Source organism: Streptomyces sp. NPDC056161 (assembly GCF_042268025.1).
Taxonomy (GTDB): domain Bacteria; phylum Actinomycetota; class Actinomycetes; order Streptomycetales; family Streptomycetaceae; genus Streptomyces.
Genome location: NZ_JBHJUV010000011.1, coordinates 30702 through 45308, shown reverse-complemented (window position 1 = coordinate 45308; position 14607 = coordinate 30702). Strand labels below are relative to the sequence as shown.

The 14607-nt window shown below is 72.0% G+C and carries 11 protein-coding genes and 1 pseudogene; 10 read left to right on the top strand and 2 right to left on the bottom strand.

The window, feature by feature from the left end:
* Positions 1–22 precede the first annotated feature (22 nt).
* The gene (locus ACFC09_RS12585; protein ID WP_376526434.1) at positions 23–967 is read right to left on the bottom strand and encodes a zinc-binding dehydrogenase; all 945 of its coding nucleotides are present in this window, start codon (positions 965–967) and stop codon (positions 23–25) included.
* Between the two features lie 453 nt (positions 968–1420).
* Here ACFC09_RS12585 and ACFC09_RS12580 point away from each other — a divergent pair, with 453 nt between their 5' ends.
* The 10 genes and pseudogenes from ACFC09_RS12580 to ACFC09_RS12535 all read left to right on the top strand — a co-directional run bounded on the left by ACFC09_RS12580 (position 1421) and on the right by ACFC09_RS12535 (position 12480).
* On the top strand, positions 1421–2395 hold the full coding sequence (locus ACFC09_RS12580) for an ABC transporter permease (protein WP_376526431.1): 975 nt from the start codon (positions 1421–1423) through the stop codon (positions 2393–2395).
* Between the two features lie 3 nt (positions 2396–2398).
* A pseudogene (locus ACFC09_RS12575) lies at positions 2399–3232 on the top strand (ABC transporter permease); the annotation flags it as partial.
* A gap of 189 nt (positions 3233–3421) precedes the next feature.
* Positions 3422–4477: an ABC transporter ATP-binding protein gene (locus ACFC09_RS12570; RefSeq protein WP_376526786.1), complete on the top strand. Its 1056-nt coding sequence runs from the start codon at positions 3422–3424 to the stop codon at positions 4475–4477.
* Entirely contained in the window at positions 4474–5691 is a 1218-nt protein-coding gene (locus ACFC09_RS12565) for an ABC transporter ATP-binding protein (RefSeq protein ID WP_376526429.1), read from the top strand. Before ACFC09_RS12570 ends, ACFC09_RS12565 begins: the two co-directional genes overlap by 4 nt.
* 46 nt (positions 5692–5737) lie before the next feature.
* A complete protein-coding gene (locus tag ACFC09_RS12560) occupies positions 5738–7423 on the top strand; it encodes an ABC transporter substrate-binding protein (RefSeq protein ID WP_376526427.1) in 1686 nt (561 codons plus the stop codon).
* Between the two features lie 77 nt (positions 7424–7500).
* Positions 7501–8286: a sugar phosphate isomerase/epimerase family protein gene (locus tag ACFC09_RS12555; RefSeq protein WP_376526425.1), complete on the top strand. Its 786-nt coding sequence runs from the start codon at positions 7501–7503 to the stop codon at positions 8284–8286.
* Positions 8283–9257, top strand: coding sequence for an NAD-dependent epimerase/dehydratase family protein (locus ACFC09_RS12550; RefSeq protein ID WP_376526423.1), 975 nt, complete (start codon positions 8283–8285; stop codon positions 9255–9257). Before ACFC09_RS12555 ends, ACFC09_RS12550 begins: the two co-directional genes overlap by 4 nt.
* 272 nt (positions 9258–9529) lie before the next feature.
* Entirely contained in the window at positions 9530–10288 is a 759-nt protein-coding gene (locus ACFC09_RS12545; RefSeq protein ID WP_376526421.1) for a GntR family transcriptional regulator, read from the top strand.
* 273 nt (positions 10289–10561) lie between these two features.
* Entirely contained in the window at positions 10562–11584 is a 1023-nt protein-coding gene (locus ACFC09_RS12540) for an SIS domain-containing protein (protein ID WP_376526418.1), read from the top strand.
* A complete protein-coding gene (locus tag ACFC09_RS12535) occupies positions 11581–12480 on the top strand; it encodes an N-acetylglucosamine kinase (RefSeq protein ID WP_376526415.1) in 900 nt (299 codons plus the stop codon). Before ACFC09_RS12540 ends, ACFC09_RS12535 begins: the two co-directional genes overlap by 4 nt.
* 312 nt (positions 12481–12792) lie before the next feature.
* Here the strand turns inward: ACFC09_RS12535 and ACFC09_RS12530 are convergent, their stop codons facing one another.
* A complete protein-coding gene (locus ACFC09_RS12530; protein ID WP_376526413.1) occupies positions 12793–14502 on the bottom strand; it encodes a glycoside hydrolase family 9 protein in 1710 nt (569 codons plus the stop codon).
* Between the last annotated feature and the right edge of the window lie 105 nt (positions 14503–14607).

Sequence of the window (14607 nt, the reverse complement as noted above, 5' to 3'; positions counted from 1 at the left end):
GCCACTGGGGCCGCGGCTGAGTTCAGGGCACCACCACGGCCTTGACGAAGTCGGGGCCGGCGGCGTGCATCGCGGTGAACGCCGCGTCGACCTCATCGAGTCCGAAGCGGTGCGTGACCAGCGGTTGGTAGCTGAAACGGCGTTCCCCGACGAGGCCGAGCGCCTCCCGCATGGCGGCCATCGTCCGGGTGCGGTCGGGGCAGAAGCCGTTGACGACGGTGACCGCCTTGTACCACAGCTCCATGTCCATCATGGCGTCGCCGGTGTGGTGGTAGCCGACCACACAGAGCGTGCCGAACGGCCGCACCAGGCTGCCCGCCGTCGTCAGGCCCGGGGTCACGCCGGTGGCTTCGAGCACCACGTCGAACCGGGCTTCGCCCACCCGTCCGGTCGCGGTGCGGAACTCCTCCGGTACCTCGTCGGGCGCGAACGCAAGGTCGCAGCCGAGCCGTAGGGCCCGCTCCCGGCGGGCCGGCAGCGGGTCGACGCCGACGAGCAGGCCCGGTGCGTGCCGCCGGACGAGTTGGACGAGGCCGAGGCCCATGAAGCCGAGCCCCACGACCGCGACGCGGTCACCCGCGCGCACCGTGGTGCGCGACAGCGCCTCCTCCAGGCAGGCGACCGGTTCGCCGAGCGCGTGAGCGGGTTCGATCCCTGCGGGGACGGGCAGGACCGCGTCGGCGTCCATCACCGCGAGCGTCGCGAAGCCCTCGCCGCCCAGCCCGGTCACCAGGTCGCCCGGCGCCCACCGGCCCGCGTCCCGGCCCGCGGCGACCACCCGGCCCACCATCTCGTGGCCCAGCCGCACCGGTGCCGCGGCGGGGTCGTGCCCGAGCCAGGGCCCGAGGTCCGAGGTGCACACACCGCTGCCGGCCACTTCCACCAGCACCTGGTCGGCACGTGGCACGGGATCGGGGACCTCGACGACCTCGGAGGTGCACGGCCCGACCACCTGGCTGATCTTCATGGGTGTCTCCTGTCCGAGCGCGGGCGCGACAGCGCCGCCGCATCGGCACCGTCCGACGTCACGTGGTTCTATGTGGTACACGGTGGAGTGCCGACCTGTCTACCACCGTTCTGATCTATCAGCGGCATCAAATGATCACATCTGGTCACCTTACGCACAGATGCCCCGCACATTGCCACGACAATTCTGACGCGCATCTAGACAGGGCAAGTATTCGTCTCTAGCTTGGCCGCAAGTGGTATCTGTTTGGTACAGACAGGCACAGCTCGATGAGGAGACGCGCACATGGGGCCACTTTCGGCAGCGATCGGCCGCGGCGACCCTGTCGCGGCCGGGAACGCGCCAGGGGACGGAAAGCCCGGCGGACGACCGGGCGCAGACCTCGGCGACCGGGACCGCCACAGGACCCGTCGAGCCGTTCGCGCGGCCCGCCGTCCGGGAGGGCACTGACCGATGCGCACCGTGCTGCGGAAACTCTGCTTCTACGTGCTGACCGCGTGGGCGGCCATCAGCCTCAACTTCGTCATCCCGCGGATCATGCCGGGCGACCCGGCCGACAACCTGATCAACCAGTTCCACGGCAAGCTGAGCCCGTCGGCCGTCAAGGCGCTCCGGGTGCTTTTCGGCCAGCAGGACGCCAGTCTGTGGCACCAGTACCTGAGCTACTGGCACAGCGTGTTCACCGGGGACTTCGGGATCTCGTACGCGTACTACCCGTCCACGGTGGGTTCCGTGCTGGGCCAGAGCATGTACTGGACGCTCATCCTGATCAGCGTCTGCACCGTGCTCAGCTTCGTCATCGGCACCGCGCTCGGCATGCTCGCCGGGTGGAAGCGCGGCACCTGGCTCGACTCCCTGGTGCCGGTCACCACGTTCCTCTCCTCGATCCCGTACTTCTGGTTCGCCATCATCGTGGTGCTGGTCTTCGCGATCACCCTCAAGTGGTTCCCGCTCTCCGGCGGTTACGCGGTGACCGAGACCGTCGGGCTGAGCGGCGGGTTCATCTCCAGCGCGCTCTACTACGCGGTGCTGCCCGCGCTGACCATCGTCGTCGCGTCCGTCGGCGGCTGGCTGATCGGCATGCGCAACATGATGGTGACCACGCTGAGCGAGGACTACGTCCGGCTGGCCGAGGCGAAGGGCCTGTCGCGGCGGCGGGTGATGTACCGCTACGCCGCCCGCAACGCGATGCTGCCGTCGCTCTCCGGGTTCGCCATGTCGCTCGGTTTCGTGGTCGGCGGCTCCATCGTGACCGAGGTCGTCTTCAACTACCCCGGGATCGGCACGGTCCTCTTCAAGGCCGCCCAGGCCGCCGACTATCCGCTGATGTCGGCCATCTTCCTGCTGATCACCGTCCTGGTGCTGGTCGCCAACCTGCTCGCCGACATCGCCTACGTGTTCCTCGACCCGAGGACGAGGGAGAGCTGATCCATGGCCGTAACTGCCGCCGCCGTCGCCGAGGCGTCGGCGCCGACCGAATCCGCGGCGGGTCCCGCCCGGCTCTGGCGGCGTCTGCTCCGCTCGCCCCTGACCTGCACCGGCCTGGTCGTCACCGTGGTCTTCGCGGTGCTGGCCGTGATCGGCCCGTGGATCGCGCCGTACGACCCGTCGGCCGTCAGCGACACCGCCACCGCCGCGCCCTCCGCCGCCCATCTGCTCGGCACCACCCAGAACGGGCAGGACGTGCTCTCCCAGATGCTGTACGGAGCGCGCGCCTCGCTCGCGGTCGGCTTCGGCGCCGCGATCGTGACGACGGTGCTGTCCGTCCTCGTCGGCGTCACGGCCGGCTACGTGGGCGGCCTGGGCGACGAACTCCTCTCCCTGCTGGCCAACGTCTTCCTGGTGCTGCCCGCCCTGCCGCTGACGATCATCCTCGCCGCGTACCTGCCGCACAGCGGCTCGCTCGGCATCATCCTGGTCATCTCCGTCACCGGCTGGGCGTGGGGCGCCCGCGTCCTGCGCGCCCAGACCCTGTCGCTGCGCAAACGGGACTTCGTGGAGGCGGCACGCGCCACCGGCGAGCGGACCTCCCGGATCATCCTCAGGGACATCCTGCCGAACCAGGTGGCCGTCATCGCCGCCTCGTTCCTCGGCACCGTCACCGCCGCCATCCTCACCCAGGCCAGCCTCGCCTTCCTCGGCCTGACCGACGTGACCCAGTGGTCCTGGGGCACCATCCTGTACTGGGCGCAGGTCAACAGCGCGCTGCTCACCGGCGCCTGGTGGTGGTTCGTCCCCGCGGGCCTCGCGATCGCGCTGCTCGGCACCGCCCTGTCACTGGTGAACTTCGGCATCGACGAGTTCATCAACCCCCGCCTGCGGCAGGCCGGCATCGGCACCAAGAAGGCCCAGCGCGCCCAGGCCGCCCGGCCGCGCACCCGCAGGCCCCACCGTCCCGCCGGCCCGGCCGCGCGGCCGAAGCCCGCCCCGTTCACCCGGGACAGCACCGACGTCGTGCTCGACGTACGCGGGCTGTGCGTGGAGTACGGCGGGGACGGCGGCCGGGTGCGGGCCGTCGACGACGTGTCGTTCACCCTGCGCCGCGGCGAAGTGCTGGGCATCGCGGGCGAGTCGGGATCCGGCAAGTCCACGCTCGCGTACGCCATCACCCGGCTGCACAAGCCGCCCGCGGAGATGTCCCGGGGCGAGATCCGCTACACCTCGCCCGACGGCACCAGCGTGGACGTGCTGTCGATGGCCGACGGCGAACTGCGCGCGTTCCGCTGGGAGGAGCTGTCGATCGTCTTCCAGTCGGCCATGCACGCGCTCAACCCGATCATGCGGATCGGCGAGCAGATCGAGGACGTGCTCGCCGCCCACCGGCCGCACATGACCCGCCAGGAGCGGGCCGCCAGGATCGTCGAACTGCTCGGCGTCGTGGGCATCCCGGCCGACCGCGCGAGCGCCTACCCGCACGAGTTGTCCGGCGGCATGCGGCAGCGCGCGATGATCGCGATCGGGCTCGCCCTGGACCCCGAGATCATCGTGATGGACGAGCCCACCACCGCACTCGACGTGGTCATCCAGCGTCAGATCATCGAGAAGATCATGGAGTTGAAGGACACCCTGGGCTTCTCGGTCGTGTTCATCACGCACGACCTGTCGCTGCTGATCGAACTCTCCGACACCATCGCCGTGATGTACGGCGGCCGGATCGTCGAGACGGCCGCGGCCGACGACTTCTACCGGCAGCCCCGGCACCCCTACAGCCGCGGCCTGCTCGCCTCGTTCCCGACCCTCGGCGGCCCCAAGCGCGAACTCACCGGCATCACCGGCTCGCCGCCCGACCTGCGCCGGATGCCCTCCGGGTGCGCCTTCCACCCGCGCTGCCCGGTCGCGTTCGAGGACTGCTCGGTGCGCGCGCCCGTGCTGTACGACATCGGGCAACCGGGCCGGGGCGCCACCAGGGCGGCCTGCCTGCGATACGCGGACGCCGGGCCCGGCCCCGGCGCCGCCGGCGACGACACCGAGGACAGCGAGGACCGATTCGCGATGGGTGAGAAGCAGTGAGCGCCGACGAGACGGGTGGCGGCACGGCTCCGCGGCCGGCCGGCCCCGACGGAACGGAACGGCCGGCGGACCGGCCGGTGCTGGAGGCCGTGGAGGTCACCAAGCGGTTCCCGGTGCGCAGCGTGCTGCCCCGGGGTGCCGCGCGCGGGCGGACGGTGCACGCCGTGGAGGGTGTGTCGCTGAGCCTGTACGCGGGACGGATCACCGCCCTGGTCGGCGAGTCGGGGTCCGGCAAGTCCACCCTGGCCCGGCTCCTGGCGCAGCTGCATCCACTGACCAGTGGTGAGATCCGGCTGCACGGAAGCCCGGTGCGGTCCACCAGGGGGCGGGCGTTTCGCACGTACACCAGCGAGGTGCAGCTGATCCTCCAGGACCCCTTCGCCTCCTTCAACCCGGTGGCGACCATCGCGAGCACGCTCAGGAGGGCGGTCGCGCTGCACCACCCGGGCACCGGCCGGCGGGAGCAGGCCGCGGTCATCGACGACCTGATGGCGCAGATCAACCTCGTACCGGCGAACCAGTTCACCGAGAAGTACCCGCACGAACTGTCCGGCGGCCAGCTCCAGCGGCTGTCGATCGCCCGCGCCCTGACCGCGAGCCCGGCGGTGTTCCTCGCCGACGAGCCCGTCTCCAGCCTCGACGTCTCCATCCGCCTCGGCATCCTCAACCTGCTGCGCCGCCTCACCGAGGAACGCGACGCGGCGATGCTGTACGTCACCCACGACATCGCCTCCGCCCGGTACTTCGCCGCCGACACCGCGGTGATGTACGCCGGGCAGCTCGTGGAGTCCGGCCCGTCGGAGGCGGTGACCCAGCAGGCCGCGCACCCCTACACGCAGTTGCTGATCTCCTCCGCGCCCGACCCCTCGCGCGCCGGGACGGCCCGGGTGCGCGACATCGGCCGGCCGCCCAGCCTCATCGACCCGCCCCCGGGCTGCCGGTTCCACCCGCGCTGCCCGTTCGCGATGGAGCGCTGCGCACGTCAGGCACCGCCCTCCTTCGCCCTGCCGGGCGGCCATTCGGCGCGCTGCTGGCTGTACGCGGACGACTCCGAGGCCGCCGCGCGGCGGGCCGAGAACGCCACGGCCGTCGCCGGGCTCACCGCGTCCGCCGGGCAGCACGGAGCGGGCGTCCCGGCCGGTCCCGTCGCGGGCCCCGCCGCGCCGGCGGGCGGCCCCGCACCGGCCGACGACCCGGGCCCCGCCGCCCGCTGAACGTCAAGCACCCTCCGTACCAGCACACTTGAGGAGCAGACACACCGTGACCATCTCACCCTCGTCGCTGTCGACGGGCCTGACGCACGCCGCGCGCCCGACGAGACGCGGCGTCCTCGCCGGAACCCTGGCGGTCTCCGCCGGCTTCGCGCTGGCCTCCTGTTCGCCGTCCGCCTCCGGCGGCTCGTCGACGCTGACCGTCTCCGGACAGGCCGACAACCTCACCCAGGTCTTCAACCCGTTCCTCGCCCAGTCGGCGAACACCCTCGCCTACACCAACCAGGGCCAGGGCGGCTTCATCTACGAGCCACTCGTGCAGATCAACACCGTCGACATCGGCAAGGACATCCCCTGGCTCGCCCGGAGCTGGAAGTGGTCGGGCGACAACAGGACGCTGACCCTGACCGTGCGGACCGGAGTGAAGTGGACGGACGGCAAGCCGTTCTCCGCCGACGACGTGGTGTTCACCTTCGAGATGCTGAAGAAGTACCCGGGGCTCAACGTGCTGGGCATCGCCTTCGACTCGGTCAAGGCGAACGGCGCCGACGAGGTCGTCATGACCTTCGCCAAACCCTCCGAGCAGTTCTTCACCAACATCGTGTCCGCGCCGATCGTCTCCCGGCACATCTGGTCCACCGTCGGCGATCCGACGAAGTACACCGACAAGAACCCGGTCGGCACCGGCCCCTACAAGCTGGCCTCGTTCTCCACGCAGAGTTTCGTCCTCGACCGCAACGAGGGCTACTGGCAGACCAGACCCGAGGTCACCAGCATTCGCTTCGTCGCCTACAAGGACAACCAGAGCATGACCAACGCGCTGGTCCAGGGCCAGGTGGACTGGGGCGGTTCCTACATCGCCAACGCGGACAAGACGTATCTCGCGCGCAGCAAGGACAACCACTACTGGACGCCGCTGGCCGGCACCGACGGTCTGATCCCGAACCTGGAGCGCTGGCCGCTCAGCGATCTCGCGGTGCGTCAGGCCATCAGCCTCGGCGTGGACCGCAAGCAGATCGCCGCGGCCACGCACGACTCGCCGGCCACCAGTGTCACCGGCCTGCCGATGCCCGCCTACGAGAGCGCGGTCGCCGCCCAGTACAAGGGCGTGGACTTCGTGCAGGACAAGGCGAAGGCGGAGCAGACGCTGACGGACGCCGGCTACGCGAAGGGCGGTGACGGCTACTACCAGAAGAACGGCAAGCGGGTGGAGTTCTCCATCAGCTTCCCGTCCTCCTACACCGACATAGCCTCGCGCGTGCAGGTGCTGGTCTCCCAGTTGAAGGACATCGGCATCAAGCTCACGGTCGACACCACATCGGTCAACGACATCAACGGCCTGACCGCCAGGGGCGACTTCGACTCCACCATGGGCTATCCGGTGGGTTCCGCGCCCCGCGCGTTCTCGTTCTACAACGACACGATGAACCCGAACTTCTACTATCCGGTCGGCAAGGCCACACCGACCTACCAGAACATCGAGCGGTTTCGCAACGCGGAGGCCGCGGCGCTGTTCAAGCGGTACCCCGAGGCGAGCACGGACAAGGAACGGCAGGACATCCTCGACAGGATCCAGCGGATCTTCGTGGAGAACCTGCCGTGGATACCGCTGTTCTACTGGGGTTCCTACGGCGACTGGAGCACCGCCAAGGTCAGCGGCTTCCCGTCGGCGGACGACCCCTACTTCAGCCCGGTGCCGAACCCGGTGGTGGCGCTGCGGCTGAAGCCCCGATGAGCGCCCGCACGGGCCGCGGCACACCCGCCGCGGCCCCGCCGGCCCGCGCAGCCCGAGCGACCGTCCAAGGAGGAACGATGCCCGCAGACCTCGGTGTCATGATGTACACCGTCCTCCGGCAGGCCCGCGCCGACCTGGAGGGCACCCTCGCCCGGCTCGCCGCCCTCGGCTACACGGGCATCGAGACCTACGGCCTGGTGGAGCACTTCGGTCCGGCCCGGGTGCGGGCCGCCGTCGCGGCCGCCGGCCTGACGCTCACCAGCGCCCACGCGCCGTTCCCCGCGGGCCCGGCGGCCGAGGCCGTACTGGACCAGAACGCGGAGCTGGGCGCCGAGGTCCTGGTGTGGAGCATGGAGCGCGAGGAGTTCGCCTCGCCCGACGCGGTCCGCCGCGGCGTCCAGCGGGTGAACGAGGCGGCCGAGCGTGCCGCCGCCCGCGGCATGCGGATCGCCTACCACAACCATTTCGCGGAGTTCTCCCAGGTCTTCGCCGGACGGCCCGCGTACGACCTGCTGCTGGACGAACTGGATCCACGGGTGCTCCTGGAACTGGACGCCTACTGGGCCGTGCTGGGCGGCGCCGACCCCGCCGAGGTGATCGCCCGTCTCGGCGAGCGGGTGCGCTTCGTCCACGTCAAGGACGGGCCGGCCGTCAGCTACGAGGAGGACGTCATGGTGCCCATCGGCGAGGGCCGGATCGACTGGGCCCGGGTGCTGAGTGTGCCGTCCGGCGTCCGCTGGCACATCGTCGAACTGGAGCGACTGCACATCGACACCTTCGAGGCGCTGCGCCGCAGCCGCGACCACCTGGTGGGGCGCGGTCTGTCCGCCGCCCGCGCGACGGGGACGGAGACACCGGCATGAGGGTCCTCTTCCTGGGCGGCGCGGGCATGATCGGCTCGGCCGCGGCCGCGGAGGCCGTCCGGCGCGGCGCGGACGTCACGGTCGTCACGCGGAGCGAGCCACGCCGACGGCCGGCCCCCGGGGTCCGGGCGCTGCGGGCCGACGTGCGGGACACGGCGGCGCTCGCCGGTGTGCTGCGCGGCGCGGAGTTCGACGCCGTCGTCAACTGGGTCGGCTTCACCCCCGACGACGTGCGTGGTCATCCGGCGCTGTTCGACGGCTCGGCCGGCCAGTACGTCTTCATCAGCACCTGTTCCGTCTTCGCCCGGCCGGTGCCGCAGCTGCCGATCACCGAGTCCAGCCCGCGCAGCCAACCGGAGTTCGGCTATCCGCGGGACAAGATCGCCTGCGAACTGCTCCTGGAGGAGGCGTACCGCAGCCACGGCTTCCCCCTGACGATCGTGCGGCCCTTCCACACGTACGACCGCACGGTGATCCCGAGCCTCGCGGGCTGGACCGCGATCGACCGGATGCGCCGGGGCAGGCCGGTGGTGGTGCACGGCGACGGGACCTCGCTGTGGTCGCTGACCCACTCCCGGGACTTCGCCCGTGCCTTCGTGCCGCTGCTCGGCAACGGCCACGCGCTCGGCGAGAGCGTCAACGTGGTCAGCGGTGACGTGCTGACCTGGGACCAGATCCACCTGGCGCTGGCCGCCGCGGCCGGGGTGCGCCGGCCGGTGCTGCGGCACGCGGCCAGCGAGGCGTTCGGCGAGCAGGTGCCGGGCTGGCGGGAGGTGCTGGAGCACGACTTCCGGCATTCGATGCTGTTCGACACCGCCAAGCTGCGCAGGCTGGTGCCCGGCTTCGCGCCCGAGGTGCCGTTCGCCGAGGGCGCCCGCGAGGTGCTCGCCCACTACGACGCCCATCCGGAACTCCAGGTCGTCGACCCCGCCCTGGACCGGGCCATGGACCGGCTGCTGGGCGAGGCATGACGGGACGGAAACCTCACCACCATGACGTACATTGCGCTAACCTGTATAAGACCACAGCAACACCACTTGGTATCAAGGACTCGGTCGATCCGCGCCGACAACCACGGGCGGTCCACGGGGGAAGGCCAAGAAGGCGAAAGGGAAGCAGAGAAAGTGATCGGCGTCGGTCTCCACGACTCGCGGGGCGGCTCGCTCCCCCGTACGCACGGCACCCGCCTCCCCGCGCCCCGCGCAACCCGGGCGGGTGCCCGGCCCGGACCCGGGGTGGACGCATGACCACCGGAGCCGGCACCGGGGCGCTGCCCGCCGAGTACCCCGAGCCGCTGTGGGCGCAGGCCAAGGCCGCCCTGCTCACCCGCATCAGGAACGGCGAGGTCAAGCCCGGCTCCCGGCTGCCCCCGGAGCGCGAGCTGTGCCAGATGCTCGCCATCTCCCGGGTGACGCTGCGCAAGGCGCTGACCGCGCTGGTCGACGAAGGAGTGCTGCGGCCCGCGCACGGCCGCGGCTGGTACGTCACCCGCGCCGAGCGCGGCGACTGGCCCAACACCCTGGAGTCCTTCTCCGAGACCGCGCACCGGATGGGCCTGACCGCCACCTCGCGCGTACTGCGCCGCGGTCTCGGCCCGTGCACCTACGACGAGGCCGGCGCGTTCCAGATCGCCCCCGGCACCCGGGTCTACCGGCTCGACCGGGTGCGCATGCTCGACCAGGTCCCCATCGCCGTGGACCAGTCGCTGCTGCCCGCCGACGTGGCCGAGGGCTTCGACGACATCGACTTCACCACCGCCTCGCTCTACGACGTGCTCACCGCCCGCGGGCGGCGGCCGGCGCAGGCGGAGACCACCGTGGAGGCCCGTGCCGCCGACGCGGACCTCGCCGCACACCTCGACATCGCGGCCGGGACCCCTGTCCTGGAGATGCGTCAGATCGTCCGCGACCCCGCGCACCGTCCGCTGCTGTCCTCCGCCATCCGCTACGCCGGCGACCGCTACCGGCTGCGCACCTCCTTCAGCCGGAGCGCCGAGGCATGAGAGGGCCGGCCCCGCTTCGGCCCGCCGGACGGCCGCGGCGCGCCGCCGCGCCCCGCCGGTCCCACCCTGGTCCGGAGCCGCTCCGGCACCCCTGACCGTGCCGGGGCGGCTCCGCCCGCCCCCGCAGGCGGCCGAAGCCGCCCGGGCGACCTCGTCGCCCGACCCGACCGCCCCGGCCGACGCACGGCCGGGGCGCGACCGGACCCCCGCAGTGCGGGCCGGAGCCGCGCCTGCGGCGACGCCCGCCCCCACCGTGCTCAGAACGGAGCAGACATGACCGACGGCTACATCACCTACGCGGCGGCCCGCGCGACGCAGGCGGCGGAGCTGACCGCAGCCGTGGGCAGGCTGACCGCGCGGGTGACCGACCTGGCGGAGGAAGGCAGGCTGTCCGGTCCCGGCCCGGTCTTCGTCGGCATCGGGGCCAGCCTCGCCGCCGTCTGCGCGCCCGTCTGGCAGCTGCGCAGCCGCGGCATCCATTCCTGGCGGCTGAGCGCGGGCGACCATCCGCTGCCGTTCCCCCGCAGCGACCACCCGGTCTTCGGCGTCTCCCAGAGCGGCCGCAGCGCCGAGACGATCGCCGTCCTCGAATCCGTCGACCCGGCCCAGCGGTACGCCGTCGTCAACGCCGTCCCCTCGCCCGTCGCCGACACCGCCACGGTCCTGGTGGGCCTCGGTGACATACCGGACAGCTACGCCTCCACCATCGGTTTCACCGCGACCATCGCGGCGGCCGGCCTGCTCGCGGAAGCCTGGGACGGCGGCCGGATCCATCCCGGCTGGGCGGAACTCGGCGACGTCTTCGCGGCCACCGAACGGGAGGTGACGGAGCAGGTCCACGCGCTCGCGCCCCTGTTCGCCACGGTCACCTCGGCCGATTTCGTCGGCGCCGGACCGTCGGTCGGCTCCGCCGAGGAGAGCGCCCTGCTGTTCCGGGAGATCGCCCGGATCCAGTCGACGGGTATGAGCACCCGGCAGTACCTGCACGGCTCGATGGAGTCGGCCGGCGGCAGCGTGCACGTCCTGTTCGGCGGGGCCCGGGAGGCCGCCGCCGCCGAGACGCTGGCCGGTTCCGGCCATCCCACCGTCCTCGTCACCGCCGAGCGGATCGCTGCCGCGCCGGGTGTCCACCAGGTCCGGCTGCCCGCGCTGCCGCCCGCCCAACGCGCCGTCGCCGAGGTCCTCGTCACCCAGATCCTGGTGGCGGCGGTGGCCCGACTGCGCGGTGTGGACGTCGAGGAGTTCGTCTTCCACAACGCCGACACCAAGGTGACGAGCGGGGAGCCGCGGCAGTGAAGGTGGTCGCGGGTGCCGACGTGGGCGGCACGAAGATCGACATCCGGGTGGTGGCGCTGGACGGCACCCTGCGCGCGGAGCGCCGGTGCGCCTCCGACGGCTGGGACGCGTCCCCGGTGGATGCCGCGGCCGACCGCCTGCTGCGGGAGCTGACCGCCACGGTGCCCGACGGCGACGAACTCGCCGCCGTCGGCGTCGGCGCGCAGGGCTGCGACACCCAGGAGCACTGTGCGCGGCTGGCCGAGGCCGTGACGGCGGTCGCCGGGGTGCCCGCGGCGGTCGTCAACGACGCCGCCCTGCTGGTGCCCGCCGCCGGGCTCGACCGGGGCATCGGCCTCATCGCGGGCACCGGCTCCATCGGGGTGGGCGCGGACGCCGCCGGGAACGTGCTGTTCGCGGGCGGCTGGGGCTGGGTGCTCGGCGACGAGGCGAGCGCACCGGCGATCGTGCGGGAGGCGACCCGGGCCGTCCTCGCGGCCCACGACGCCGGTCTGCCGGACGACGGCCTCCTGGCCGCGCTGCTCGGGCACTTCGGCGCCGCGGACCCGCCGGCGCTGGCCCGGATCGTCAACGACCGTCCGGAGCCCGGTCACTGGGGCCCCGGCGCACCGGCCGTGTTCCTTGCCGCGGACGCCGGTTCCGCGCTGGCGGCCCGGGTGGTGGACGAGGCCGCGGCCCACCTCCAGACCCTGGTCGACCGCCTGACCCGGCGCGGCGCGGTGGGCGGGACGGTGGTGGCGGCGGGCACCGTCCTGGTACGCCAGCCAAGGCTGACGAACCGCCTGAGGGCACGGCTGGCCACCACACACCCCGACCTCACCCTACGTCTCCTGGACGCACCCCCCGTGACCGGCGCAATAACCCTCGCCCACCACAAACTCAACCTCACCCCCTAGAGACACGGGGAACCACACACCCACCCCCAAGGGGCGCGGGGAACTGCGCGACCAACCACACCCCCACCCCCACCCCCAAGGGGCGCGAGGAACTGCGCGACCAGCCACACCCCACCCGCAGACGAACCTCACCCCCAAACCACCCCACAGGGGCGCGGGGAACTGCGCAAAAAACCACACCCCACCCGCAGACAACCCCCACACCCCCAACCACCCCACAGGGGCGCGGGGAACTGCGCAAAAAACCACACCCCACCCGCACCCACCCAACAAACCCCAGCCCAACAAACCCAACCCGCCAAAGCCAAGCGCTCAGCGCCCCGCGGAGGCGGCCAGCAAAAACCACGCCGAATGCGGAATCCACTGCTCGGCCCACCGCCAGGTGACCCCCGCGGCCACCTGCTCCTCGGGCATGAAAGCGATGTCGTGCTCGTCCTCCACCCCGCCGGTGATCCCGTTGAGGATGCCGCCCGGTACGTTCTGGTACACCGCCGAGTACTCGGCCTGGTTGCGCCCCCGGCCCTGCATCATCGAGCTGTCGTACGGGTTGAGCCCGACCACCCACTGGAGCTGGTCCTCGGCGAGCACCCGCAGCCGGGCGCGCAGCCGCTCGTCGCAGGCGGGCAGGGCGGCGGCGCGCAGGGCCGCGTAGGCGGTGGAGCAGATGCCGGCGTTCTCGCCCTGCCACCAGTAGCCGGTCTCGTTCTCGTGCGGGAAGAAGAACCCGGTGCGCGGTTCCTCGCCCTTCGGCTGCATGAACTGCCTGGCGTAACCGAAGGGGTTGGCGACCTCGTCGGCGAGGAACACGGCGTCCTTCGCGAGCGTGAGCGCCGTCTCCACGGCGCGGTCGGCGAGCGGCGAGCCGGGGCACACCTCGGCGAACCGCAGCAGCGCCACCGCCGGAAGGCCCGGCTCCGCAGCGTGGAAGAACGGGCGGCCCTCGGCGTCGCCGCGCAGGTAGCCGAAGCCACGGCCCGAGTCGGTGTACCGGTCGGCGAGCGACGCGGCGCGCCGCTCGGCCGCGGCGAGGAAGGGCGCGCGCTCCTCCTCGGGCACGGCGGCGGTCAGTTCGGCCGCCGCGAGCAGCGCGCAGTAGTCGTCGAGGACGGTCTCCGTGCCGTCGTACAGGTAGTCGGTGTTGTGCTCCTCCAGGTGCGCGAAGCCGCGGCGCGCGGCGGCCAGGTACTCCTGCGCGGTGAAGTCGCCGTGGTCCTCGGCCGTCGAGGCGCGGGCCAGCGCGGCGACGGCGAGGCCGCCGCCCATCCGGTAGGCGGCCTGCCAGCGCTGGGTGCGCACGCTGTCCTGGAGGGGGGCGTTGATGACACGCTCGTCCAGGTCCTTGGTGAGGGCGTCGAAGATCCCGGTGTAGAAGTAGCCCTCGGGGGACTGGAATCGCACCAGGAAGTCGGCGCCGTGGAGGGCCTCGTCGCGCAGCCGGGCGCCCAGGGCCTCCGCCAGCCGGGGGTGGGCGGTGCGCAGTTCGTCGCGGGCGGCGAGGAAGGCCCAGGCGCACAGGGGCGTCTGCTGGGGGCTCATCATCCGCGTGTAGTTGAGGTGGCTGAGGAACTTGCTGAAGTCGCCGGACGCGTCGAGCCAGCCGCCGCGGGCGTCCACGGTGCGGCCGGAATCGTCGCCGTAGAAGCGGGCGGCGCGGTCCTTGCGGTCGATCTCGCCGCTGGAGCGCACGGCCTTGAAGTAGTTGAGGCAGTCGGAGAGGGTCGCGGCCTGGAGACGGCCGTCGCGGATCGGGAACGGCTCGGAGCGGTGGGTGCCCTCCGGGGTGGTGATCTCGACGACGTACTCGCCCGCGGTGCGCACGTGGCTGAAGTCGATGCGCCGGAAGGTGCCGAGCGACCAGCGGTCGACCGTCACTTCGGGGCCTGGGGCCAGCTCGGTGCGGGTGCCGGTGGCTGCCTCGACGAGGGCCGCCGAGCGTACGTCGACGGGCTCGTGGCTGCGGACCACCGCCTTCTTCGACGCTGCCGTGTTGTATCCGAGGTGGCTGGTGAGGACGGTCGGCACAGTTGCTCTCCAGGGGTAGCGCGGATGGGCGGGACGCTACTCGCCGCCCACCTCTGGTACAAGTGGTATTGCCGAATGTATTGATTGGTATCTCCTGGTAGTGTC

Coding starts and splice junctions, on each gene's coding strand:
- ACFC09_RS12540 (WP_376526418.1), top strand. CDS start 10,562: ATGACCGACGGCTACATCACCTACGCGGCGGCCCGCGCGACGCAGGCG.
- ACFC09_RS12585 (WP_376526434.1), bottom strand. CDS start 967: ATGAAGATCAGCCAGGTGGTCGGGCCGTGCACCTCCGAGGTCGTCGAG.
- ACFC09_RS12550 (WP_376526423.1), top strand. CDS start 8,283: ATGAGGGTCCTCTTCCTGGGCGGCGCGGGCATGATCGGCTCGGCCGCG.
- ACFC09_RS12555 (WP_376526425.1), top strand. CDS start 7,501: ATGCCCGCAGACCTCGGTGTCATGATGTACACCGTCCTCCGGCAGGCC.
- ACFC09_RS12545 (WP_376526421.1), top strand. CDS start 9,530: ATGACCACCGGAGCCGGCACCGGGGCGCTGCCCGCCGAGTACCCCGAG.
- ACFC09_RS12580 (WP_376526431.1), top strand. CDS start 1,421: ATGCGCACCGTGCTGCGGAAACTCTGCTTCTACGTGCTGACCGCGTGG.